This is a genomic window from Streptococcus danieliae (genome assembly GCF_013415245.1).
GTDB classification, from domain to species: domain Bacteria; phylum Bacillota; class Bacilli; order Lactobacillales; family Streptococcaceae; genus Streptococcus; species Streptococcus danieliae_A.
Window position 1 is genome coordinate 1 of sequence record NZ_JACBXX010000072.1, and the last position, 23,174, is coordinate 23,174.

Annotated in this window: 19 protein-coding genes and 2 pseudogenes; 14 read left to right on the forward strand and 7 right to left on the reverse strand. The window is 42.8% G+C overall.

The features are described from left to right. A partial coding sequence (locus HZY94_RS02330; protein ID WP_179924859.1) for a helix-turn-helix domain-containing protein occupies positions 1-173 on the reverse strand: 173 nt, incomplete at its 3' end. 426 nt (positions 174-599) lie between these two features. Here HZY94_RS02330 and HZY94_RS02335 point away from each other — a divergent pair. Further along, positions 600-919, forward strand: a pseudogene (locus HZY94_RS02335) (transposase); the annotation flags it as partial. Between the two features lie 357 nt (positions 920-1,276). Here HZY94_RS02335 and HZY94_RS10460 read toward each other — a convergent pair. From HZY94_RS10460 to HZY94_RS02345, 3 genes and pseudogenes are all read right to left on the reverse strand, one after another. Next, positions 1,277-1,558 (reverse strand): annotated as a pseudogene (locus tag HZY94_RS10460) (hypothetical protein); the annotation flags it as partial. A gap of 38 nt (positions 1,559-1,596) precedes the next feature. After that, positions 1,597-4,134: a YfhO family protein gene (locus HZY94_RS02340; protein ID WP_179924860.1), complete on the reverse strand. Its 2,538-nt coding sequence runs from the start codon at positions 4,132-4,134 to the stop codon at positions 1,597-1,599. Positions 4,135-4,293: 159 nt separating this feature from the next. Continuing rightward, on the reverse strand, positions 4,294-5,916 hold the full coding sequence (locus HZY94_RS02345; protein WP_179924861.1) for an ABC-F family ATP-binding cassette domain-containing protein: 1,623 nt from the start codon (positions 5,914-5,916) through the stop codon (positions 4,294-4,296). 382 nt (positions 5,917-6,298) lie between these two features. Here HZY94_RS02345 and trpS point away from each other — a divergent pair, with 382 nt between their 5' ends. Then, entirely contained in the window at positions 6,299-7,321 is a 1,023-nt protein-coding gene (trpS, locus tag HZY94_RS02350) for a tryptophan--tRNA ligase (protein ID WP_179924862.1), read from the forward strand. Positions 7,322-7,420: 99 nt separating this feature from the next. Beyond that, positions 7,421-8,902, forward strand: coding sequence for an IMP dehydrogenase (guaB, locus tag HZY94_RS02355; protein ID WP_179924863.1), 1,482 nt, complete (start codon positions 7,421-7,423; stop codon positions 8,900-8,902). Positions 8,903-9,210: 308 nt separating this feature from the next. Here the strand turns inward: guaB and recF are convergent, their stop codons facing one another. Next, complete coding sequence (recF, locus tag HZY94_RS02360) at positions 9,211-10,305, reverse strand: DNA replication/repair protein RecF (protein ID WP_179924864.1); 1,095 nt, start codon at positions 10,303-10,305, stop codon at positions 9,211-9,213. 1 nt (position 10,306) lies between these two features. Further along, complete coding sequence (yaaA, locus tag HZY94_RS02365) at positions 10,307-10,660, reverse strand: S4 domain-containing protein YaaA (protein ID WP_179924865.1); 354 nt, start codon at positions 10,658-10,660, stop codon at positions 10,307-10,309. Positions 10,661-10,782: 122 nt separating this feature from the next. Here yaaA and yfmF point away from each other — a divergent pair, with 122 nt between their 5' ends. The 8 genes from yfmF to HZY94_RS02405 all read left to right on the forward strand — a co-directional run bounded on the left by yfmF (position 10,783) and on the right by HZY94_RS02405 (position 17,985). Next, on the forward strand, positions 10,783-12,039 hold the full coding sequence (yfmF, locus tag HZY94_RS02370) for an EF-P 5-aminopentanol modification-associated protein YfmF (protein ID WP_373683177.1): 1,257 nt from the start codon (positions 10,783-10,785) through the stop codon (positions 12,037-12,039). Beyond that, positions 12,036-13,301 carry an EF-P 5-aminopentanol modification-associated protein YfmH gene (gene yfmH / locus HZY94_RS02375; RefSeq protein ID WP_179924867.1) on the forward strand — a complete coding sequence of 422 codons (1,266 nt, stop codon included), beginning with the start codon at positions 12,036-12,038 and terminating at the stop codon, positions 13,299-13,301. The genes yfmF and yfmH overlap by 4 nt, the downstream gene beginning before the upstream one ends. 18 nt (positions 13,302-13,319) lie before the next feature. Then, positions 13,320-14,216: a helix-turn-helix domain-containing protein gene (locus HZY94_RS02380; RefSeq protein WP_179924868.1), complete on the forward strand. Its 897-nt coding sequence runs from the start codon at positions 13,320-13,322 to the stop codon at positions 14,214-14,216. A 7-nt stretch (positions 14,217-14,223) separates the two neighbouring features. Then, positions 14,224-14,763, forward strand: coding sequence for a CDP-diacylglycerol--glycerol-3-phosphate 3-phosphatidyltransferase (gene pgsA / locus HZY94_RS02385; RefSeq protein ID WP_160331998.1), 540 nt, complete (start codon positions 14,224-14,226; stop codon positions 14,761-14,763). After that, the gene (locus HZY94_RS02390; protein ID WP_179924869.1) at positions 14,760-15,587 is read left to right on the forward strand and encodes an energy-coupling factor transporter ATPase; all 828 of its coding nucleotides are present in this window, start codon (positions 14,760-14,762) and stop codon (positions 15,585-15,587) included. The genes pgsA and HZY94_RS02390 overlap by 4 nt, the downstream gene beginning before the upstream one ends. After that, positions 15,563-16,402, forward strand: coding sequence for an energy-coupling factor transporter ATPase (locus HZY94_RS02395; protein ID WP_179924870.1), 840 nt, complete (start codon positions 15,563-15,565; stop codon positions 16,400-16,402). Before HZY94_RS02390 ends, HZY94_RS02395 begins: the two co-directional genes overlap by 25 nt. Further along, positions 16,395-17,189: an energy-coupling factor transporter transmembrane component T family protein gene (locus HZY94_RS02400; RefSeq protein WP_179924871.1), complete on the forward strand. Its 795-nt coding sequence runs from the start codon at positions 16,395-16,397 to the stop codon at positions 17,187-17,189. Before HZY94_RS02395 ends, HZY94_RS02400 begins: the two co-directional genes overlap by 8 nt. Positions 17,190-17,304: 115 nt before the next feature. After that, the gene (locus HZY94_RS02405) at positions 17,305-17,985 is read left to right on the forward strand and encodes a transglycosylase SLT domain-containing protein (protein ID WP_179924872.1); all 681 of its coding nucleotides are present in this window, start codon (positions 17,305-17,307) and stop codon (positions 17,983-17,985) included. A gap of 55 nt (positions 17,986-18,040) precedes the next feature. Here the strand turns inward: HZY94_RS02405 and HZY94_RS02410 are convergent, their stop codons facing one another. Continuing rightward, the gene (locus tag HZY94_RS02410) at positions 18,041-18,664 is read right to left on the reverse strand and encodes an HAD hydrolase-like protein (protein WP_179924873.1); all 624 of its coding nucleotides are present in this window, start codon (positions 18,662-18,664) and stop codon (positions 18,041-18,043) included. 159 nt (positions 18,665-18,823) lie between these two features. Here HZY94_RS02410 and HZY94_RS02415 point away from each other — a divergent pair, with 159 nt between their 5' ends. The 3 genes from HZY94_RS02415 (at position 18,824) to mnmG (ending at position 22,764) form a co-directional block, all read left to right on the forward strand. After that, on the forward strand, positions 18,824-19,438 hold the full coding sequence (locus HZY94_RS02415; RefSeq protein WP_179924874.1) for a LysM peptidoglycan-binding domain-containing protein: 615 nt from the start codon (positions 18,824-18,826) through the stop codon (positions 19,436-19,438). 141 nt (positions 19,439-19,579) lie between these two features. Further along, positions 19,580-20,701, forward strand: a complete 1,122-nt coding sequence (mnmA, locus tag HZY94_RS02420) for a tRNA 2-thiouridine(34) synthase MnmA (protein WP_179923361.1) — start codon at positions 19,580-19,582, stop codon at positions 20,699-20,701. Positions 20,702-20,832: 131 nt separating this feature from the next. Then, positions 20,833-22,764: a tRNA uridine-5-carboxymethylaminomethyl(34) synthesis enzyme MnmG gene (gene mnmG, locus HZY94_RS02425; RefSeq protein WP_179924875.1), complete on the forward strand. Its 1,932-nt coding sequence runs from the start codon at positions 20,833-20,835 to the stop codon at positions 22,762-22,764. Positions 22,765-23,174: the final 410 nt, after the last annotated feature.

Here is a 23,174-nt window from a genome sequence, read left to right on the forward strand (position 1 = left end):
CTCACTTGTTGTAAGACTTGCCCTCGCTTGATTTCGTTATCGATTGTTTGAGGAGCTCTTCCAAGTAGGCGAGCAATTTCTCGATTGGATTTTCCTTCTTTGTTCCATCGTTCAATGTAGCGACGATCATTAATTGTCAAATGTTTTCCTTTTGTTGTATAATTGTTTTGCATCTCTGTGCCCTTCCTTTTGTTTGTGGTGAACAACAAGTATAGCACGGAGGTGTTTTCTTATACCTTACAAAAGGATTTCATTTGACAACAGGGACTTTTGAAGCTGTTTTGAGGGCTAAACCAAGGCTATCATTAGCCTTGGCCAATTAGCCTAACAGCTCCAAACCTATTATCAAATGAAATCAGACAACTCATCAGAATGAGTTGTAGTACTTATCTAGCAGATAGGATGGGTGGCTAACTTCATTTTAAAATTTTTGAAATCACCTTTTACTATAAAAGACTAGAGTGTATTGTACTAAACGCTATCCTAGACTATCAACCGCCTACTTGTCCTCATTGCCAAGGGAAAATGATTAAATATGACTTTCAAATTTGTATTTCTAAGCTCAGGCTGAAACAGTCTATTCTTAGATTGTTTCACTCCCAAAAGCGAAAATAGTATTAGATCGTTTCCATATTGTACAACATCTTAGCCGGGCTATGAATCGTGTTTGGATACAGGTCATGAATCAATTTGACAAACAGTCTTCTATACTTTCCGTAAGAACAAAGATAAAGTTTGTAATGCCCTAGAATTGCCTTATTCCAATGCAAGACTAGAGGCAACTAATAATCTCATCAAGGTTATCAAGCGGAATGCCTTTGGTTTCAGGAACTTTGACAATTTTAAGAAACCCATTTTCCTAGCCTTGAATACGAAACGAGAAAAGGAACAGTTAATCCTCTCTCGACTCGCTCTCTGACAGAAACCACCTAGGTCTGAAAAAACGCTTTAAGGCTTTCCAAAATTAAAAGGGATGCGGAACCCCGTGGTGAAAAGGGAGTGGGACAGAACTAAATTTGAAAAAATTTAGTTCGTAGTCCCACCCCCGCAAGGCTGATTAGGCTCTCTTCCGAGCTTGAAAAGCGAACGAAGAGGCCAATCAGCTACTGCGTCAAAGGCATTTTGTTATCCAAAGTCAAAGAGGCTAGACTTTTGTCCCAGCCTCGGGGGGATTCGGAAAACTTCGGTTTCCGAATAAGGCATGGAACTCGTTAGAGGTCGCTGCCGTCCCCCACCACAGGGAAAGCATCCCATATAAATTGGAAGGAAGCCATTTTCAGGCTCTATTGTAAAAGCTATTCGTCGATTGAAAATTTCCACCCACTACGGTTGACAAAGAGACTAAAAACCACACTGCAAATTCCAATCTTAAAATGGATTAAGATGGAGTTATTACAGTGTGGTTTTTGATTTTGACTACCTCGATTAGCTAGGTTCTTGGCTAACTTGGTCAGATTCATACTCAGGAAGAAGAATCCAAGCTCTGTTTGTACAGTTGTTTTCCACTGACATGAACTCGATGCACGTCAAAAACAAGTTCGACATCAGTTTTCCGTTGTCTTCTACGAGTATTCAGATTTTGATTTTAATGAGGTATTAACCGGCTCTAGTTTTTAAGAAACGCCGGTAGACCAGGAAGGCTAGGAGGGAGATAGAACTAATCCAGAAACTAGTATAGAAGCCTTGTGGGACAAAAACTAATTGAATAGTGTCAGATCCTTTTGCAAGGTCAAGGGCCATAAAGCCTGTTTGCGCTTGTCGAATAGGAATCTCTTGTCCATTTTGGTAGGCTTTCCAGCCCTTGTCGTAAGGGAGGGTTACAAAGAGACTGCGAGGTTTATCTGTTTGGTAATGGATGTTTAGTTTATTGCCCTCTATACGCACCTCTGGTTGATTCTCTTTGAGTTTGTTAAAGAGGTTTTCCAGGCTTTCTTGTGGGATGTTGTAGACATGGGGTTGACCATAGCTGGCTTTGCTAGCTCCTGGGAAGAGGAGTTTAATGGTCACTTCCTTGGCTTCAGGGAAGTAGCCTAGATCAAAGAAGGAGAAGGTGTTATCCAAGGTGTAGGTGTAGATGTTCCCATCGATGTGTAGCTGGACGCTAGAGTCTTCATCATCAGGGAATTGGATATTTGGGAGGCTGAGGTAGAGTTGCTGATTGGCTGGTGCTTGAAGTACAAAACTTGTCTGTGGAGGGACATCTCCTTCCTTCTTGAGGCTTCGTTCCAGGTTGTTTTCATAAATAGGAACTTCTTCAAAGAGGGGGGAATCCAGGCCAGTCAGATGGTGGAGCAGATTTCGTTGGTTATCCAGTGTTAAACTGGATAATTTGATATCTTTATAAACCTCCTGGGTTAGAAAGGCGAGGGGAAGAGCCCAGTTATTTTCCTCGAGTCGATAATCGTTTTCTCTTGCAACGGTAGTAAATCCCAACCGCGGTGGCAGATTTTTACCAATGAGGTAGCGGATACCGAAGAGGCTGTCCATGAGGATGGTATTGTTTTGATAGCGAAGATTGAGGTTGCTACCGGAAGATTTGTAACCGAGGACGTCCAAGGTCCCGCTAGTCAGGCGATTGCGAACAGAGGAGAACTGGGAGATGCCATTGAGACCATATTTCATTGTGTCATTCCCGGTCTGAACTTGTCCCAGCTCTGCCCGATAGTCTCCTTTTTCCATCTTGTCTTTGAGGGCGAGGATTTCTGTTTGGCCTCTTTGGTAGGAATCAAGAGAGGCGAAGCCCCATTCCCCGGCAATTCCTTGAATTTGATAAAAGGAATTGCAACCAATCTCCACGATTAGGAAAAAACTAACCGCCACAGTGTAGAAGATAGGAGACAATTTGGCCTTCTTGTAAGCCCAGAAGAGCAGCAAATAAGCACCTAAAAATTCAAACGTTAATAAAAACTGGGTAGAATCGAGATAGGTATAGTGCTTGCTGGAGAAATACCAGGTAAGTCCCCAGCCACAGGCTAGGAAGAGGTTGGCGAGGAGCACTTGCTTGAATTGCAGTTCCTCGAGGCGCTCTAAGACAGTTGCGGCCATAAAGACGAGAAGCACGGAAAAGAGCCAGGAGTAACGGTGGAGAAACATATTTGGCGCATGGAATCCTTGCCAGAAGAGGTCTAGGCCTTCAAGATAGAAACTGGCAATTAGGAAACTGATGAGGAGACCATAGGATAGTTTCACATGAAACCGAATAGATTTTAGGAGAAAGAAACAGAGACTGAGGATCAAGGGGATTAAACCGACATAAATCATCGGGATAGCCCCATATTTGGTAGTGTCAAAGGCTCCCACCAAGGTTTTGGCAAAGATATCGAGATACCAAGAATCCTCTGTCAAGAGCCGGTCAATCTGTGTCAAGGACTCGCCATGGCCCCGAAGGTCCAATAAAGTCGGGACTAGCATGATGGCGCTACTGGTTCCAGCTAGAATAGAGGTAACGATAAAGCGGCTTAAACTTGACAATCTTTTCTTGAAATCCCAGCTGAGTTGAACCAGGTACCAAAGCGGAAGGAAGATGACCATCATATAGCCAAAGTAGTAGTTTTGAATCAGAAGAATGGTTAAACTGACATAGTAAAGACCAACTTTACCCTCCTTGATTAACTTGTCTAGTCCGTAGAGAATGAGTGGGACCAAGATAAAAACATCCAACCAAGTCTTGATTTCCAGTTGACTAACTGTAAAGCTCATAAAGCTATAGCAAAGTGAGAGCACAAGTGCCAAGTAGGGCTTTAGTTGTTTGAAGCTTCCCTTGATAGAAATAAAACTAGACAAACCAATACAAGCAAATTTAAGGATTGTAAAGAGATAAAGGGCATTGGGCATGGTTCTTACATCAAAGAAGTAAACCAAGGGCGAGAAAAAACTACCAAGATAGTAGGAACTTAGCGCATAGAAATTCAAACCCAAGCCGGTGGTAAAGGAATAGAAAAGGCTATCTTTCCCCTGTAAAATATCTCGTAAAGCAGTGTCAAAAATGACATACTGGTGGAAACCGTCTCCGAGTAAGGCTGTTTTGGGACTTGACCAGTAAATTTCCTGACTGTAATAGAGGAGAATCATGCCCAGAGCTGGCAGGACAAATGAGAGGATGGCAAGAGATTGCCTTTTAAGCAAATCTTTCATAATAATTCCTATATAAAAAGGGAGGCTGGGACATAGGTCCTGGCCTCGAAGTGAATTTATAGATAGACTCTTTTAGTTACCCTTGATTACTCTACCTAGCTTGAATTCAAACTAGGCTGAGAAGTAGTGTAAGAGTAAACGAACAGATTATAAAAAGTATTAATTTTTCCAGAGTTCTTGAACCTTAGCTTGAACTTCTTCATTTTCAAGGAATTCATCGTAGGTTTCGTCAATCCGGTCAATCACACCATTTTTAGAAAGAACGATGATGTGGTTGGCTAGGGTTTGAATAAACTCATGGTCATGGCTGGCAAAGATGATACTTTCTTTAAAGTTTTTAAGTCCATCATTAAGGCTGGAGATAGATTCCAAGTCTAAGTGATTGGTTGGATCATCAAGAACCAAAACGTTGGATTTCAGCAGCATCATTTTTGATAACATGACGCGGACCTTTTCTCCCCCTGACAAGACGTTGACAGCCTTATTGACCTCATCTCCACTGAAGAGCATGCGTCCAAGGAAGCCACGAAGGAAGGTATTGTCATCTTCTTCTTTACTTGCAAATTGACGCAGCCAATCGAGGATGGATTCATTGCCAGCAAAGTCTTTGGAATTATCTTTTGGTAGATAGCTTTGACTGGTGGTTACCCCCCACTTGACAGTTCCTTCATAGTCGATATCTCCCATAATGGCACGAATGAGTGCAGTTGTTTGGATATCGTTTTGTCCGATGAGGGCTGTTTTATCACCTGGGCGGAGAATGAAGCTGATGTTGTCAAGGATTGTTTCACCGTCAATTTTGACACTGAGGTTTTCGACTGTCAAGAGGTCATTCCCGATTTCACGTTCCGCTTTGAAGTTGATAAATGGGTATTTACGGCTGGAAGGGACAATTTCTTCCAAGACAATCTTGTCAAGCATTTTTTTACGGGAGGTTGCCTGTTTGGACTTACTTGCATTGGCTGAGAAACGTGCCACAAACTCTTGGAGTTCTTTGATTTTCTCTTCTGCTTTGGCATTACGGTCAGCTTGCAATTTGGCAGCCAATTCACTTGATTCTTTCCAGAAGTCGTAGTTTCCAACGTAGAGTTGAATTTTTCCAAAATCAAGATCGGCCATGTGGGTGCAGACCTTATTGAGGAAGTGACGGTCGTGGGAGACGACGATGACGGTATTGTCAAAGTCAATCAGGAAGTTTTCTAACCAGGTGATCGACTGAATGTCCAAACCGTTGGTCGGCTCATCGAGGAGGAGAACGTCTGGTTTACCAAAGAGTGCTTTGGCTAAGAGAACTTTCACCTTCTCACCATTGGTCAGTTCACTCATGTTTTGGTAGTGCAGAGCTTCTGGGATGTTGAGGTTTTGAAGTAACTGGGCAGCTTCACTTTCTGCTTCCCAACCACCTAACTCTGCAAAAAGACCTTCGAGCTCGGCAGCCCGAACCCCGTCTTCATCAGAAAAATCAGCTTTCATATAAATAGCATCTTTTTCCTTCATAATGTTATAAAGATGCTCATTTCCCATGATTACGACATCAATCACGCGCTCGTCTTCATAGTCAAAATGATTTTGACGAAGGACAGATAGGCGTTCGTCTGGACCGAGGCTGACATGACCAGTACTTGGTTCGATATCTCCTGCTAGAATTTTTAGAAAAGTGGATTTTCCGGCCCCGTTGGCTCCGATGAGACCATAGGTATTTCCTTCTGTGAATTTGATGGTTACATCATCAAAAAGTTTGCGATCACTGAATCGCAATGATACGTCTGTTACTGTTAACAATGGACTTCTCCTATTTTTAATATTAGTCTCATTTTACTAGAAAGGAGGCTATTTATCAAATCTTGACTTACAATAAGGAAGACTATACAATAGTATCCATCAGAAAAGTAATTTTGTCTCCTCTTAAGAGAGCTTGTGGTTGCTGGGAACAAGTGGGGAACAGGGTGAAGATTGGGCTGATAGACCCTTCTAGTTGCTCTTTGATGACTGTGTAGCTTGTCGATGATTCGCTGCCTTTGATTAAAAGACGAGAAGGAACATATGAATAGAGTCAAAAGAGATGGATTTCCCATAACTGAGGTGGCACCGCGGTATATCGTCCTCACAGAGTTTTTTCTGTGTGGACTTTTCTTTTTATGATTCGAAATTAGAAAGGATTTCTATGACTAAACCGATTATTTTAACAGGAGATAGACCGACTGGAAAGCTCCATATTGGTCACTATGTTGGGAGCTTGAAAAATCGTGTGTTGCTCCAAGAGCAAGGCCAGCACCAGCTATATGTTTTCTTAGCGGATCAGCAAGCCTTGACAGATCATGCCAAGGATCCACAAACGATTGTGGAATCGATTGGGAATGTTGCCTTGGATTATCTGGCTGCTGGACTTGATCCAGCCAAAAGTACCATTTTTATCCAAAGTCAAATTCCTGAGTTGGCAGAACTGTCCATGTATTACATGAACCTGGTATCGCTGGCTCGTCTGGAACGCAATCCAACAGTCAAGACAGAGATTGCCCAAAAAGGTTTTGGGGAGAGTATCCCGACCGGATTCTTGGTCTATCCAATTGCTCAGGCTGCAGATATTACAGCCTTTAAGGCGAATTTTGTTCCAGTCGGAAATGACCAGAAACCGATGATTGAGCAAACCCGTGAAATTGTCCGGAGCTTTAACCATACTTACCAAACCGATGTATTGGTCGAGCCGGAAGGGATTTATCCTGAGAATGAATCAGCAGGTCGCCTACCAGGTTTGGATGGCAATGCCAAGATGTCCAAGTCTCTAGGAAACGGTATCTACCTAGCTGATGACATGGATACCTTGCAGAAAAAGGTTATGAGCATGTATACCGATCCAAATCATATTCGTGTCGAGGATCCAGGTCAGATTGAGGGCAATATGGTGTTCTATTATCTGGATGTTTTTGGCCGTCCGGAGGATGCAGCTGACATTCAAGCCATGAAAGATCACTACCAACGGGGAGGTTTGGGGGATGTCAAGACCAAACGTTACTTACTAGAGATTTTGGAAAGAGAACTCGGACCTATCCGGGAGCGCCGTTTAGAATTTGCCCAAGATATGGGACAGGTTTATGAGATGCTCAAAAAAGGGAGTCAGGTTGCCCAAGCAGTGGCTGCGGAAACTCTGGATCAAGTTAAGGAAGCAATGGGGATTCGCTATTTTTAATCTTGAGCTATACTAGTTGACAATTCGTTTGAGAGTGATAAAATATTTTAAACCTATCAGGATTGGCCTGATAAAAGATAAACAAAGAGGAGAAATACCATGTCAAATTGGGATACTAAGTTTTTGAAAAAAGGATACACCTTTGATGACGTTTTGCTAATTCCAGCAGAAAGTCATGTGTTGCCAAATGATATTAATTTGAAGACACAATTGGCGCCAAATTTAACCTTGAATATCCCTATTATCTCAGCTGCAATGGATACAGTTACGGATAGCCGCATGGCCATTGCAATGGCTCGGGCTGGTGGACTTGGAGTGGTTCACAAGAATATGTCTATTGAAGAGCAGGCAGAAGAGGTTCGTAAAGTGAAACGTTCTGAAAATGGCGTTATCATGGATCCTTTCTTCTTAACACCGGATAATTCTGTATCCGAAGCCAATGAGCTTATGGAACGCTACCATATTAGTGGTGTCCCAATTGTTGATTCGCTTGAGGGTCGGAAGTTAGTCGGAATTATTACCAATCGTGACATGCGTTTTATCACTGATTTTGGTCAATCGATTCGCGAACACATGACCAGTGAGGATTTGGTTACTGCACCGGTTGGTACAGATTTGGAAACAGCTGAGCGCATTCTCCACCAAAATCGGATTGAAAAATTACCATTGGTGAATAGCGATGGTTCCTTGGCTGGTTTGATTACCATCAAAGATATTGAAAAAGTGATTGAGTTCCCAAATGCGGCTAAAGACCACTATGGTCGTCTCTTGGTCGCAGGTGCTGTCGGAGTTACTTCAGACACCTTTGATCGGGCTCGTGCCTTGTTTGAAGCAGGAGCAGATGCGATTGTCATTGACACTGCTCACGGTCACTCTGCTGGTGTTCTTCGCAAGATTCGTGAAATCCGGGAAGCGTTCCCTGATAAAACGTTGATTGCCGGAAATGTGGCAACAGCTGAAGGAACACGAGCTCTTTATGAAGCTGGAGTTGACGTGGTGAAGGTCGGAATCGGACCAGGATCAATCTGTACAACCCGTGTTATCGCAGGTGTCGGTGTTCCACAAGTGACTGCTATCTATGATGCAGCAAGTGTGGCGCGTGAATATGGGAAAACCATCATTGCCGATGGCGGAATTAAGTACTCAGGTGACATTGTCAAAGCCTTGGCTGCCGGTGGACATGCAGTGATGCTTGGATCTATGTTGGCGGGTACAGATGAAGCACCAGGTGAGACAGAAATCTTCCAAGGACGTAAGTTTAAAACTTATCGCGGTATGGGAAGTCTTGCAGCTATGAAAAAAGGCTCCAAAGACCGTTACTTCCAAGGTTCTGTCAACGAAGCAAACAAACTCGTTCCTGAAGGAATTGAAGGTCGGGTTGCTTATAAAGGTGCAGCATCAGATATCGTCTTCCAAATGGTTGGTGGACTTCGCTCTGGAATGGGCTATGTAGGTGCCGGAGACCTCTTCCAACTCCGTGAAAATGCTCAATTTATGGAGATGAGTGGTGCCGGTCTAAAAGAAAGCCACCCACACGATGTCCAAATCACCAATGAGGCACCAAACTATTCCATGCACTAAAATAGCTAATAGCATATAGACTAAAAGAAAAGGGTCTTGCTCCTCTTGGATTGAGGAGTAAGGCCCTTATTTTATTGCATAATCTGACGTTGCTAAGCCGCTTTGCTGAAGCTTAGTGACTTCGAGCCGTACTCGCTTTTATTGTTTTGACTCTAGCGAAATGACCTCGCTCCATAGTTTTTCACCTTTCAGACTTGTTGAGCTACCTTCATCGATTTTCCTAGTTATCTTTTTGTCTTTTTCGAGTATAAAGAAAAAACTCTCCTTATTGTTCGGGATAAGAAGAGTCGATTAGAATTTGTGAGAGCTTATTCGCTTGTAATTGTCCCTTGATGGATGTTAAAAACTTGTAAATCTACCTGTAAATCCTGTAAATGATCCAGTGAAGTTGTTGTCAAGAAGGTTTGAATATCGCCACTAATGGCTTCGAGGAGTCGTGTTTGACGTTGGTTGTCCAATTCACTCATGACGTCATCCAATAAGAGAATGGGACTTTCTCGTGTGACATCTTTGATTAATTGAATTTCAGCTAGTTTTAGGGAGAGAATCAGACTTCGTTGCTGACCCTGACTGCCATACTTGGCATCAATACCGTTAAGGGAAAAACGAACATCATCTCTATGGGGACCGACGCTTGTACTGCGCTTGAAGATATCGGTCTGTCTTTTTTCAAGGAGTGCTTCCGTCAACTCCTGGACAAGGATTTGTAAATCATTCTGTAAATCGATAGAGCTCTCGTAATGAATACCCAAAAGTTCTTGATCTTCTGATAAATGCTCTTGTTGGGTTCTGGCCACGGTTTCTAAATCGGCTAGAAACTGTAAGCGATGGTGGATGACTCGGGCGCCAGATTGAGCCAGTTGCTCGTCTAAGACATCTAAATAAGTGCTATCAATTTTTTGACTGGATTTGAGATAGGAGTTGCGCTGTTTTAGAATATGCTGGTATTGAGACAGTTCAGCTAAGTAAGTGGGTTTGATCTGTCCTAAGTCCATATCCATAAACTTCCTTCTTAAAGAAGGGGATCCTTTAACGAGCTGTAAATCTTCTGGGGCAAATAGGACAACATTCATGTGTCCGATATAGTTGGACAGTCGGGCTTGTTTTAAGTGATTAACCTTAGTCATCCGTCCTTTACTGGTCCAAGCTATTTCTAATGGTAGTGTCCCAGTTAGCTTGGATAGGACCCCTTGTAAACGGAAGTTATCTGTGTCAAATTGAGTCAACTCTTTGTCAAGACGAGTACGGTGACTTCGAGTAAGTGCCAAAAAGTAAATTGCTTCTAGTAGGTTGGTTTTTCCCTGGGCATTTTGGCCTAGAAAGACGGTTAGGCCTGGTTGAAATTGGAGCTTGACATCCTTGTAATTTCGGAATTGGTGAATTTGTAGTTCTTTTAACCACATCTTATCTACCTGGGAACCGAACGGTTTTTCTTTTTGGTTTAGCTTTATCGGAGTTTTGTTGCTTGTTTAATTCCTTGACGAGTTGAGTCACTCGTTTTTTTTCTGCGAGAGCTTCTTGGTGTTCCGCGATCTCTTCTTGACTTGGAGCAATGAGTTGGATGTGTAAGTCTAGATTGGGAATTTGAAGGCTGTCTTGTAGGTAGAGTTTTTTACCACGACGATTTTCTTCTTGTCCATTTAGAAAGACCTGATTTTCAGCCAAAAAAGCCTTCACAGCGCCGCCACTTTGGATAATTCCTAAGTCTTTTAATAGGGCTTGTAGTGTAATAAATTCATCAAATAATTTGTAGTCCATAATATACCTCTGAGGCTATTATAGCACACCCATTCCATTCCTGCTTTCCAGTGTGTAGAGTATGTTTTTAGAGGGATTAGTGGTATAATGAAATCCTATATAGAATTTATTTCGAGGTGGTTATGGAATTAGTAGATGGCGTACATATACATGTCATGAATAGTCATAAATTTAAAAGCAATGTCATCAAGATTCGCTTTACATCTACCTTGTCTCGGTATTCCGTTTCTGCGAGAGCTATTGTGGCGGCGATTTTGGAAACTGCTAATCAATCCTATCCGCGCTTAAAGGATTTGCAAAGACATTTGGCATCTTTGTATGGCGCTGAGTTGTCAACGTCGGTTCACATTGTCGGTAATTTACACTTGGTTGACATTGAGCTGATCTTTGTAAAAGACCGGTTTTTGAGTAAAAAACAATTCTTGATTGAGGGAATTTTTGATTTAATTTCCGAGGTATTGTTTAATCCCTTAATTGAAGATGAGGCTTTTACGCACTCTTTGTTCCAAACCGAGCGAGAGAATTTAATCGAGTTGTCCGAGCGAGAACGGGAAAATGATTTTAGCCAGGCACGCAATGAAAGTTTCAAAGCCTTTTATCGAGGTCATCCCGATTTGTCCCTGGCTAATTATGGGAATAAGGAACTACTGGAGTCGGAGACGGCAAGGTCCACCTATAAAGAATTTCAACGAATGATGCAAGAGGACCGAATCGACTTTCTCTTCTTTGGAGAATTTCCTGAAAAAATGATTCGAGATCGGATTCGTAGCTGGGATTTACAGCCTCGCAAAGAATTGAAATCCTTAACTCATTTTCAAGCAGAGAGCTCCGTTGTCCAAGAGGTATTTCAAAAAGCGATGGGGCAACAGTCTGTATTGGATTTGGCCTACTATACTCCTGTTTTTCGAGATGAAAAATCTTATCCAGCCTTGGTTTTATTAAATGCCCTTTTGGGCCAGTTCCCCCATTCCTTCCTTTTTCGTAAAATCAGGGAAGAGGAGGGGCTGGCCTATACGGTTGGTAGTCAGCTTCATGTCTTTTCTCATCTCTTTCGGATTTATGTAGGATTTGAAGCTCCTCAGCGGAATGTGATTTTTAAACAGATTCGTCAGGAAATGAATCGTATCCGAAGAGGCTTTATCAGTGAAGAGCACTTGTCTATGAGTAAAAAGATGTTGTTGAATCTGATTGTCCAAGTCGAAGATTCACCCATGGCCATGGTCGAGCGAACTTATCAAACAGCCTTGTTTGGTCCTGCTTACAGTGTAGATGGCTCTTTCCAAAAAGCGATTGAAGCTGTGACACCAAAGGATATCCAAAGGGTTGCTCGAAGTTTACAGTTACAGTCAATGATTTTTTTAGAAGGGAGCAGCGAATGAGAAAAATCGAAGAGAAACATTTTTCTAGTATTGATGAGACCTTATTTACCTATCGTTTTTCCAATGGTTTTTTGCTACGCATGCTTCCTAAAAAAGGTTTCAAGGAACAGGCTGGTTTACTGACTGTCAATCTGGGGAGTCTGGATTGGAAGGGAAGTGAGCCAGCAGGGCTAGCTCACTTTTTGGAACATAAAATTTTTGAAGCAGAGTCTGGGGAGGATTTTCTGTTAAAGTTTACAGAGTCTGCGACGGACAGTAATGCTTTCACCACATTTGGATATACAGGCTATACCTTTTCTTCTAGCAAGGCTATTACGGAGAATGCAAATCTACTTTTAGAAATGATTTCTAGCTTTACGACATCTGTAGAGTCTGTTGACAAGGAGAAAGAGATTATCCAGCAGGAGCTGGAGATGTACAAGGCGGATCCGGATCAAGTGTTGTTTACAGAAGCTTTAGCTAGAATGTATCCAGATACACCCTTGGCCATGGAAATTGTGGGAAGCCGTGAATCGATTGCGCAAATAGATTTGCAGCATTTACAACGTATTTACCAGGATTACTATCAGCCACAAAACATGCAGTTGTTTTTAATTGGCGATTTTAATCCTCAAGAACTGGTGGACTCATTGACCGAGGGTGTTTCAGGACTGTCAACTACTGTTAGACAGATACCAGCAAGAAGTTCTGTGCTTCGTCACCCAGTAGAGTCTGGGAAATCAATCCGGATGGATGTTTCCAAGGCTAAATTGGCCATTGGTTTACGAGGGAATCAAGACCTAAGGCAGGAAGATTTATTCCTTTACAAGGTAAAGTTGCAGTTGTTTTTCTCTCTGTTACTAGGGTGGACTTCGCAACGCTACCAAGAATTACTGGATGCAGGCAAAATCGATTATTCCTTTCAATTTGAAATTGATGTTCAAGAGCTTTATCACCATGTATTCTTTTTCTTGGACACGGATGAACCGGTTTCTTTTTCGCACCAGTTGCGAACGATTGTCAAACGTTTTGAACAGTCTAGAGATTTGTCGGAAGAGCACCTTGATTTACTGAAGAATGAGATGTATGGAGACTTTATCCGACAATTGGATCACTATGACTTTATCTTTAATAACTATTTGCCCGGGGTCGAAGGATTAAATCTTTTTGACCTCCCAGCAATCCTACCGAATATCCATCTTGTCGATGTGCTTGAAGTTGGACGTGAATTTATAGAAAGCTGCGATATGATGGATTTTACAATTTTACCGAACTATACCTAGAAAGAGAAGGAGCCTGATATGAGAAAAGTTACAATCGGTGAAGTATTGCGTCGTGAGCGTATTCATCAAGGAAAAAAGTTGAGTCAGATACAAAAGGCTGTTGATATTCAAGTAGAATATCTGGAGGCTCTTGAAAATAATGATTTTGATCATTTACCAAGTCCCTTTTATGCCCGTTCGTTTATCAAAAAATATGCCTGGGAGCTGGGACTAGACGAAAAGATTTTACTTGCAGCTTATGAAAATGGCTCTATGGTTGCCTACGATGAGATTGAGGTAGATGAAGAGCACGGCCGTACGACACGGATTGAAAGACGTAAGATAAAATCCTATTTACCGATTTTTTACTTTGTACTTATATCTCTGGGGATTCTAGGATCAGTCGGTTACTTTGTTTGGAATTATTCGACCAGCCATGTGTCTGAAACGCCAATCACGACTTCCAGTAGCAGTCAGGAGGAGAAGGCTTCAGAGGAAACGAAACAGCAGGAGAAGTTGGATATCTCTGTTGCTACGGTTGATGGTGTGACTTATGTGACTGCATCGGGGGTCAGTGAGTCAGTTGAATTAATGATTAACAGATCTAAAGAGACAGATACTTGGGTCACTGTTTCTGAAACAAGGGCTGCAAGTGGCCTGGCTCTAACTGCAGATGCTCCAAGCTTTAAGGAAGAGCTGGTGACCAACTATGAATTCTATATTGGTCTCGGGGATCCAAACCTAGTGGAGTTAACTCTGAATGGGCAGAAAGTGGCCCTGGAGAATTTACCTGCGGAAGCAAAAACTCTTGTCCTGCGGACTAGTTCAGCTGCGGCGCAGAGCTCACCAGCAAGCAGTTCTACAGCTAGTTCTGCAACTGAAGAAGTATCCCAAGATACAGAAGTAGGCCTTCCAAGCGAAGGTTTAGAGGAGTAAGTTATTGATGAAAAAAGAAAATATTCCTAATCTTTTAACCCTTCTACGAATCGCCATGATTCCAATCTTTATTCTCATTCTGAGTCTACCAGGTCGGAGGGACCTGCATTGGGTAGCCGCTGTGATTTTTGCGGTGGCTAGTTTTACGGATTATTTAGACGGTTATCTAGCCCGCAAGTGGCAGGTGGTATCGAACTTTGGGAAGTTTGCCGACCCGATGGCGGATAAGCTTCTGGTAATGTCAGCCTTCATTCTTCTTGTTGGCTTAGGCTTTGTGCCAGCCTGGATTGCTGCCCTGATTGTGTGTCGTGAGTTAGCAGTTACTGGCTTGCGTTTACTCCTGGTTGAGCAGGGGGGGACGGTACTAGCCGCTGCCATGCCTGGGAAAATCAAAACCTTCTCACAAATGTTTGCGATTATTTTCTACCTCCTCCATTTCTCCTTACTAGCCGACATAACGCTTTACATCGCCTTATTCTTTACCCTTTATTCCGGTTATGATTACTTTAAAGGCGCTTCCTTCTTATTTAAGGATACATTTAAATGAAGAAAAATAGTATTGAGGTTCGCAATCTCAGCTTCCGTTACCAAAAAGAAGATGCTCACCTTACCCTCAAGCAGGTAGAGTTTCATGTGAAACAGGGCGAGTGGCTATCGATTGTCGGCCATAACGGTAGTGGCAAATCGACCCTGGTACGGTTGTTAAATGGACTGTTAGAAGCTGAAGAGGGTCAGGTTTTAATCAATGGCCAGGTCTTATCGCCTGAGAATATTTGGGAAAAACGCCAAGAAATGGGAATTGTCTTCCAAAACCCAGACAACCAGTTTGTTGGCGCAACAGTCGAAGACGATGTTGCCTTTGCCTTGGAGAATAACCAAGTTCCCCCCGAGGAGATGCAGGTACGTGTCGAGGAAGCGCTCAAGATGGTCAATATGTGGGATTTCCGGGATCGGGAACCTGCTCGCTTGTCTGGAGGTCAAAAGCAACGGGTGGCCGTTGCAGGAATTCTAGCTCTAAGGCCAAATATTATCATTCTCGATGAAGTAACGAGCATGCTCGATCCAGAGGGGCGTAAAGAGCTGATGGAGACGATTGCGGCTATTCGGAGCCAGCAGGCCATCACAGTCTTATCTGTCACCCATGATTTGGAAGAGGTCAGTCTTAGTGACCGTGTGTTGGTGATGAAAGCGGGACGTGTGGAATCTCTACAGACACCCCAAGAGTTGTTTCAACGACCAGATTTAGAGGATCTTGGTTTAGATCTCCCCTTCACCCGTCAATTAGTAGAAATGCTAGATTTAGATGTATCTGGCTATTTATCAGAAGAAGAATTGCAGGACTATTTATGGGAATTACAGTCTCCAAGGTAAATTATAGTTACCAAGCAGGTACACCATTCGAAGGTCCAGCCCTGTTTGATCTGAACTTAGAGATTGCCGAAAAGAATTGTACGGCGATTATCGGTCATACCGGTAGTGGTAAATCAACATTATTACAATTGTTGAATGGCTTATTGCTACCGACCAGCGGCCAGATCCAAGTTGGGACCCTCGTTTTAGAAGCTGGAAAAAAGCAAAAGGACATCAAAGCAGTTCGAAAGCGGATTGGACTGGCTTTCCAATTTCCGGAAAGTCAGCTATTTGAAGAGACCGTTTTAAAAGATGTTGCCTTTGGTCCCCAAAATTTTGGTGCTTCTCAGGCAGAAGCTGAACAGCTAGCGCGTGAAAAACTAGCGCTGGTTGGTATTGCCCCAGAGCTTCTAGAACGCAGTCCCTTTGAATTATCCGGTGGACAAATGCGACGGGTTGCCTTGGCTGGTATTTTGGCTATGGAACCAGAAATTTTAGTGCTAGATGAGCCAACTGCTGGTTTGGATCCAGCTGGTCGAAAAGAGTTTATGCAGCTATTTGCTAAATTGCATGCCCAAGGGATGGGAATTATCCTGGTGACCCACCTCATGGATGATGTGGCTGATTATGCCGACTATGTCTACCTCTTGTCAAAAGGACGTCTAGAGGCTCAGGGACAGCCACGAGAGTTGTTCCAACAAGTAGAGCGTATGGAGGAACTGCATCTAGGTTTGCCTAAGGTGACCCGTTTTGCGCTTGGTTTAAGAGAGAAGGGCTTTCCTTTTGACCGCCTACCGACAACCCTAGCAGAATTTAAGGAGGCCTATCATGGATAAATTGATCTTAGGTCGTTACATTCCGGGAAAGTCCTTTATCCATCGTTTGGATCCCAGGGCTAAATTATTAGGGATGTTTGCCTTTGTCCTTATGGTGTTTTGGGCTAATAATCTTGTGACAAATGGTTTAATTTTATTTGTGACAGGCGTTCTATTATTTCTGTCAGGTTTACCGCTCAAAGTCTATTGGGACGGCTTAAAACCGATGTGGTTTCTGATTTTCTTTACGATTAGTTTGCAGTTGTTTACCCTAAACACAGGGACGGTTTTGGTCCAGTTTGCTTGGTTGACAGTAACGGATCAAGGCTTGGCTCAAGCAGGGATTATTTTTGTCCGTTTCCTAACGATTGTCCTTTGGTCGACAGTTTTAACCTTGACCACCATGCCCTTGACCTTGGCACGAGCGATTGAGTCCCTCTTACGTCCTCTTAAAGTGTTTCGTTTTCCAGTGCAGGAAATTGGCTTGATGTTGTCCATGAGTTTACGATTTATTCCCACTTTGATGGATGACACGGTCAAGGTCATGAATGCACAACGAGCGCGTGGTGTTGATTTTGGAGAAGGAAATCTTATCCAAAAAGCTAAGTCTTTTATTCCCATTTTGATTCCGCTGTTTGCCTCGAGCTTTAAACGAGCAGATGCCTTGGCAACAGCAATGGAAGCGCGTGGCTATCAAGTTGGTTTACCACGAACAGCCTACCGTAAATTGCAATGGACTTTTTTAGATACCTTGTCACTTATTTTACTCGTCTGTCTAGCCCTAGCTCTCTTTTTCCTTAAAAATTAGCTTTTATTACAATAAAAAGCTGTAAATATCATCTTCTTGTAACAAACGTTACTTTTTATATAAGAAAAAGTAACAAACACCTTGTATGATAGGGTGTAGGAAAAAGGAGATAAGAATGCGTAACGATCAAAAGCAAAAGTATAGAAACTTTGGAATCTTGTCAGCGGCTTCTGCCCTTGTTATTGGTGGAACTGTTTTGGCAGAAAACTATACTGTAAGTAGAGAGACTGCGTCTTCAACTACAAAAAAAGTAGAGACGGTAGCATCAACAAGCTCTGTCAAAAAATCTACAACCTCAGTTGAAAAGACTTCTGAAGTTCAAGAAGCTTCTGAAGAAACTGTGACAGAAGTGTCTGTTGCCCCAGAGTCAGAGACACTTGTTCAAGTCAGTGCAACACCTGTACCTGCATCCAGTCAAGAATCCCTTGAAGTGACACCTCTTGTAGCAGCTACTGAAAATCATACCTATGCAGCTCCGGCAACCTTGTCGCATGCTCCAGTTAACTATTCAACTGTAGCAGCCGGCTCCGTTGTTTTAGCCAACGGCAATACTGCTGGTGAGCAGGGGATGTATGCGGCAGCTCGTATGGCAGAATTGACAGGTGTATCAGCTTCTACTTGGGAAAATATTATTGCCCGTGAATCAAACGGGAATATGTATGCTGCCAACGCTTCTGGTGCTAGTGGACTCTTCCAAACCATGCCAGGTTGGGGATCAACAGCCAGCGTTGATGACCAAATTCAAGCTGCCTACAATGCCTACAGCAATCAAGGCTTGGCCGCTTGGGGTTACTAATAGAATAATTAATAGAAGAAAAACGCCTAGAGAAAAGCATCTCAGGCGTTTTTACTTATTCAAAAAATGCGGTCAGCTCCTGTGTTTCTGCCAGTAAAACCTGGGCTCCGTTTTCCAAGAGTGACTCAGAACTGCCATAGCCCCATGTGACTCCGATACGCCCGATGGCCAGATCGCGACCTGCAGCCATGTCAAACAGGGTATCGCCAATGATATAGGCTTGATCGTCAGGAGCTTGAGCTTGTTCGATTCCTCTTTTAAGGACATCAATTTTGTCATGTGACTCCGGAAGAGCTCCAAACACTTGATGGAAGTAGCTTTCCAAGCCGAAGTGTTGAACCATGACCTGGGCCATGGGTTGATTTTTACTGGTAGTAATGGCCAGATAATGCCCCTGTTCTTTCAGAGTCTGGAGTGCCTCTTTTATCCCAGGGTAGGGGATGGCTTGATAGACCCCTTTTTCCCTGTAATAGTGACGGAAGAGGCTGATGGCTTCTTCAACTTTATCCTCTGGAAGATAGAGCGCAAACGACCGTTCTAGTGGTGGGCCAATGAGTGTATCCAATTCGGAATCAGCAGGTACGGGATGCTGAAGTTCTGTGAAGGCATAGTGGAAGGCTGCTTTAATGCCAGCTCCGCTATCGACTAAGGTTCCATCTAAATCAAAAAATAAAAACATATAAACTCCTTTACATCTAGTATACCATAAGGCAAAAGCGCTAGGATTGTAAAGAATCTAATCAATCTTCTTCACACTCCTGTAAAATTTCCCCGATTTTTGCTATCTCTTCGTAATATTCCTAGGATAGAATAAGGTCAGATAAGAAAGGAACTTTACATGATTAGAAAGAAATATTCCCTCTTAACGGGATTCGTAGCTATTCTAATGCTAGGAGCTGTAAACACTGTGTCCGCTGAATCCTATACGGTAAAATCGGGAGACACTCTCTCAAAAATTGCTGCAGAAAAGCAAACAAGCCTTGAAAAGATTCTGGAACTCAATAAGATTCAAAATCCACATGTGATTCAGGTTGGCCAAGTCCTGGAGTTAGCAACAGGAACTTCAGCGGCTGATCCGGTTCAAACGGATATGCCAGATCAAACAGCCCCAGAACAAAAACAAGAGACTGTCAATGAAGTTGTCAACGAAGCTGAAAGCTCAGCAGTAACGGAACCTGCTCAAGAGCAGGCTAGCCCAACCACTGCAGTAACGACAAGTAACCTGTCAAGTGATGAGCAAGCAGCCAAAGAATGGATTGCTCAAAAGGAGTCCAGTGGTAGTTACACAGCCCAAAATGGCATCTATTATGGACGTTACCAATTGACACTTTCTTACCTCAATGGTGATTTGTCACCCGAGAACCAAGAACGAGTCGCAGATGAATATGTCAAAAATCGCTATGGTTCATGGACCCAAGCCTATCAATTCTGGCTTGCCAATGGTTGGTATTAAAGACCTTCAAATCCTCCACAAGACAACCTTGTTTAGTGGAGGATTTTTTGGATTCGTGTTATAATAAGCCTTGCTCAAAACGACCTTCAAATCGTTGAAAGCGCGCACGGAAACGTGACGAACGAAAGATGGGAGAAAACTATGAGTGTTCCTTCAAAAACACGAGTTGTCGTGGGGATGAGTGGAGGAGTTGACTCCTCTGTTACAGCCCTCTTGTTAAAAGAACAAGGCTATGATGTCATTGGTATTTTCATGAAAAACTGGGATGATACCGATGAAAATGGTTTTTGTACGGCAACAGAAGATTATAAAGATGTTGCAGCGGTAGCGGATCAAATCGGAATCCCTTACTACTCTGTCAATTTTGAAAAAGAGTATTGGGACCGGGTCTTTGAATATTTCCTAGCAGAGTATCGAGCTGGCCGCACCCCGAATCCAGATGTCATGTGTAACAAGGAAATTAAGTTTAAAGCCTTTCTTGATTATGCGATGGAACTGGGAGCAGACTATGTAGCCACCGGTCACTATGCCCAGGTTGAACGAGACGAAAATGGCCAAGTACGCATGCTGCGTGGAAAAGACCAAAACAAGGATCAGACCTATTTCCTTAGCCAACTGTCTCAAGAGCAATTGCAAAAAACGCTCTTCCCGCTTGGCCATTTGGAAAAAGCACAAGTGAGGGAGATTGCAGAAAAAGCAGGTTTGGCAACAGCTAAGAAAAAGGATTCAACAGGAATCTGTTTCATTGGGGAAAAGAACTTCAAAGAATTTCTCAGCAATTATCTACCCGCTAAACCTGGCAGAATGATGACGATGGAAGGGCGTGATATGGGGGAACACAGTGGTCTCATGTATTACACCATCGGACAACGTGGAGGCCTAGGAATTGGTGGTCAAGAAGGTGGTGATAACAAACCTTGGTTTGTTGTTGGTAAAGATCTCGAACAGAATATTCTGTATGTGGGTCAAGGTTTCCACCATGAAAACCTGATGTCAACTAAATTGACAGCCAGTCAAGTACATTTTACAAAAGAAATGCCCCAAACGTTCGAAATGGAATGTACAGCTAAATTCCGTTATCGTCAACCCGATGCTAAGGTGACAGTGTCTGTCAATGGTGACAAGGCTCTGGTAAGCTTTGCAGAAGAGCAACGGGCGATTACCCCAGGTCAGGCGGTGGTCTTTTATGATGGGGAAGAGTGCCTAGGCGGTGGCTTGATTGACCAGGCCTACATGAACGACCAAGTTCGTCAGTACATATAAATTGACAAGTTACTAAGATATGCTACAATACTAAGAAGCAAATACACTGATGGTCAAAGCTCATGGATTTGCAGGTTTTTTGGCCTGCAATCAAATGAAGCCTTGACCTTTTTTTGTGAAAGGAAGGAAAAATGACTAGACAGTTTGCGGAGACCTATGATGTGATTGTCATTGGTGCTGGCCATGCAGGAGTAGAAGCATCTCTTGCGGCTGCCCGGATGGGCTGTAAAACACTCTTGGCAACCATCAATATTGAAATGTTGGCGTTTATGCCTTGTAACCCTTCGATTGGAGGATCTGCCAAAGGAATCGTGGTCCGTGAAGTAGATGCCCTGGGTGGTGAAATGGCCAAAAATATTGATAAAACCTATATTCAAATGAAAATGCTGAATACAGGTAAAGGCCCTGCTGTCCGCGCCTTACGAGCTCAAGCTGATAAGGAACTATATGCGAAAGAAATGCGCAAGACAGTTGAAAACCAAAAGAATCTGACCCTACGCCAAACCATGGTTGATGAGATTTTGGTTGAGGATGAAAAGGTTATTGGGATTCGGACTGCAACCAATCAAGAGTTTGGTGCCAAAACGGTTATTGTGACAACCGGGACAGCCCTGCGTGGAGAAATCATTATTGGTGATTTAAAATACTCTTCTGGACCCAACCACAGTATTGCTTCTGTCAAGCTAGCTGACAATCTAAAAGCACTAGGTTTTGAAATTGGTCGCTTTAAGACTGGGACTCCACCTCGTGTCAAGGCCTCTTCCATTGACTACAGCGAGACAGAGATCCAACCAGGGGATGAAGCCCCCAACCATTTCTCCTATCGCTCCAAGGATGAGGACTACTTGAAAGATCAAGTACCTTGCTGGTTAACCTACACTAACCAGGATAGCCACCAAATCATTCAAGATAATTTACACCGAGCACCGATGTTTACAGGTGTTGTCGAAGGAGTGGGCCCTCGCTATTGCCCATCCATTGAAGATAAGATTGTTCGCTTTGCAGATAAGGAAAGACACCAACTATTCTTAGAACCTGAAGGACGAGATACCGAAGAGGTCTATATCCAAGGATTATCAACCAGTCTCCCAGAAGATGTGCAACGTGAGTTGGTTCATTCCATTAAAGGACTTGAAAAAGCTGAAATGATGCGGACAGGTTATGCCATTGAATACGATATGATTCTCCCATATCAATTACGAGCTACTCTCGAAACCAAGAAAATTTCCGGTCTCTTTACAGCTGGTCAAACCAATGGAACTTCAGGCTATGAAGAAGCTGCAGGACAAGGAATCATGGCCGGCATCAATGCGGCTCTCAAAGTTTTAGGGAAGCCAGAATTAATTCTCAAACGTAGTGATGGTTACATTGGTGTGATGATTGATGACCTTGTTACCAAAGGAACCTTGGAACCCTATCGTCTTTTGACCAGTCGGGCAGAGTACCGTTTGATTTTACGGCATGACAATGCAGATATGCGTCTCACGGAGATTGGCCGTTCCATTGGGCTGGTGGATGACGAGCGTTGGGCAGATTTCCAAATGAAGAAAAATAGTTTCCAAACAGAAATGGCACGTTTGGAAAGTAATAAATTGAAACCGACTGCGGAAACCAACCAAAAAGTTACCGATCTTGGTTTCAAACCTTTAGCAGATGCTTTAACAGCCAAGGAATTTCTACGGAGACCAGAAGTCAGCTATGATGATCTGGCGCATTTCATTGGACCAGCTTCTGAGGAAATTGATGAAAAGGTCAAAGAACTCTTGGAAACGGAAATCAAGTACGAAGGTTATATCCAAAAAGCCCTTGACCAGGTTGACAAGATGAAGCGAATGGAAGAAAAACGCATTCCAGCAGATATTGACTGGGATGATATTGATTCAATCGCGACAGAAGCTCGTCAAAAATTCAAGCAAATTAACCCAGAAACGATTGGTCAAGCCAGCCGTATCTCGGGTGTAAATCCAGCAGACATTTCAATCCTGATGGTATACCTGGAAGGGAAGTCTCGAAGCATTTCAAAACGTCAACAAGAAGTAAATGCATCGTCAAATAATGAGTAAACTAAATTTAAAAACAGAGGCTATTTCCCTTGAAATAGCCTCTGTTTTTAGTCTTTTGAGAAAGTGTACGCAGTCAAGTAACCTAACAGGTTTGTAAAAAATATTTGACAATCAGATACTAAAAGTGGTGTTAAAAACTTCATACAGTTCTGAACAAAGAGCAGGAGAATAAGAAATCGTTCTTTTACAAATCTGTAAAGATTATCTAAGACTGCTTGACAAATCTATACTAGATTGGACATTGAAAACTCCCTGCAAGCCTCTTTTCCTGCTTGTTTTTACACACGACAAACGCATGAAAGGTTCTAACTGATTTTTTCTTCAGTCAGAACCTTTTTTTACAGCAATGATTTTAAATATCTATCAAAGACCATGCTCAGATGAAACTTTTTACGTCTTAAACTCATCTT

What these genes read in the sequence shown, in the direction of transcription:
- pgsA (WP_160331998.1), top strand. Translation starts at nt 14,224, where the DNA reads ATGAAAAAAGAAAATATTCCTAATCTTTTAACCCTTCTACGAATCGCC.
- HZY94_RS02380 (WP_179924868.1), top strand. Translation starts at nt 13,320, where the DNA reads ATGAGAAAAGTTACAATCGGTGAAGTATTGCGTCGTGAGCGTATTCAT.
- HZY94_RS02410 (WP_179924873.1), bottom strand. Translation starts at nt 18,664, where the DNA reads ATGTTTTTATTTTTTGATTTAGATGGAACCTTAGTCGATAGCGGAGCT.
- HZY94_RS02340 (WP_179924860.1), bottom strand. Translation starts at nt 4,134, where the DNA reads ATGAAAGATTTGCTTAAAAGGCAATCTCTTGCCATCCTCTCATTTGTC.
- recF (WP_179924864.1), bottom strand. Translation starts at nt 10,305, where the DNA reads ATGTGGTTAAAAGAACTACAAATTCACCAATTCCGAAATTACAAGGAT.
- HZY94_RS02390 (WP_179924869.1), top strand. Translation starts at nt 14,760, where the DNA reads ATGAAGAAAAATAGTATTGAGGTTCGCAATCTCAGCTTCCGTTACCAA.
- yfmH (WP_179924867.1), top strand. Translation starts at nt 12,036, where the DNA reads ATGAGAAAAATCGAAGAGAAACATTTTTCTAGTATTGATGAGACCTTA.
- trpS (WP_179924862.1), top strand. Translation starts at nt 6,299, where the DNA reads ATGACTAAACCGATTATTTTAACAGGAGATAGACCGACTGGAAAGCTC.
- HZY94_RS02405 (WP_179924872.1), top strand. Translation starts at nt 17,305, where the DNA reads ATGCGTAACGATCAAAAGCAAAAGTATAGAAACTTTGGAATCTTGTCA.
- mnmA (WP_179923361.1), top strand. Translation starts at nt 19,580, where the DNA reads ATGAGTGTTCCTTCAAAAACACGAGTTGTCGTGGGGATGAGTGGAGGA.
- yfmF (WP_373683177.1), top strand. Translation starts at nt 10,783, where the DNA reads ATGGAATTAGTAGATGGCGTACATATACATGTCATGAATAGTCATAAA.
- HZY94_RS02415 (WP_179924874.1), top strand. Translation starts at nt 18,824, where the DNA reads ATGATTAGAAAGAAATATTCCCTCTTAACGGGATTCGTAGCTATTCTA.
- HZY94_RS02400 (WP_179924871.1), top strand. Translation starts at nt 16,395, where the DNA reads ATGGATAAATTGATCTTAGGTCGTTACATTCCGGGAAAGTCCTTTATC.
- HZY94_RS02395 (WP_179924870.1), top strand. Translation starts at nt 15,563, where the DNA reads ATGGGAATTACAGTCTCCAAGGTAAATTATAGTTACCAAGCAGGTACA.
- guaB (WP_179924863.1), top strand. Translation starts at nt 7,421, where the DNA reads ATGTCAAATTGGGATACTAAGTTTTTGAAAAAAGGATACACCTTTGAT.
- mnmG (WP_179924875.1), top strand. Translation starts at nt 20,833, where the DNA reads ATGACTAGACAGTTTGCGGAGACCTATGATGTGATTGTCATTGGTGCT.
- yaaA (WP_179924865.1), bottom strand. Translation starts at nt 10,660, where the DNA reads ATGGACTACAAATTATTTGATGAATTTATTACACTACAAGCCCTATTA.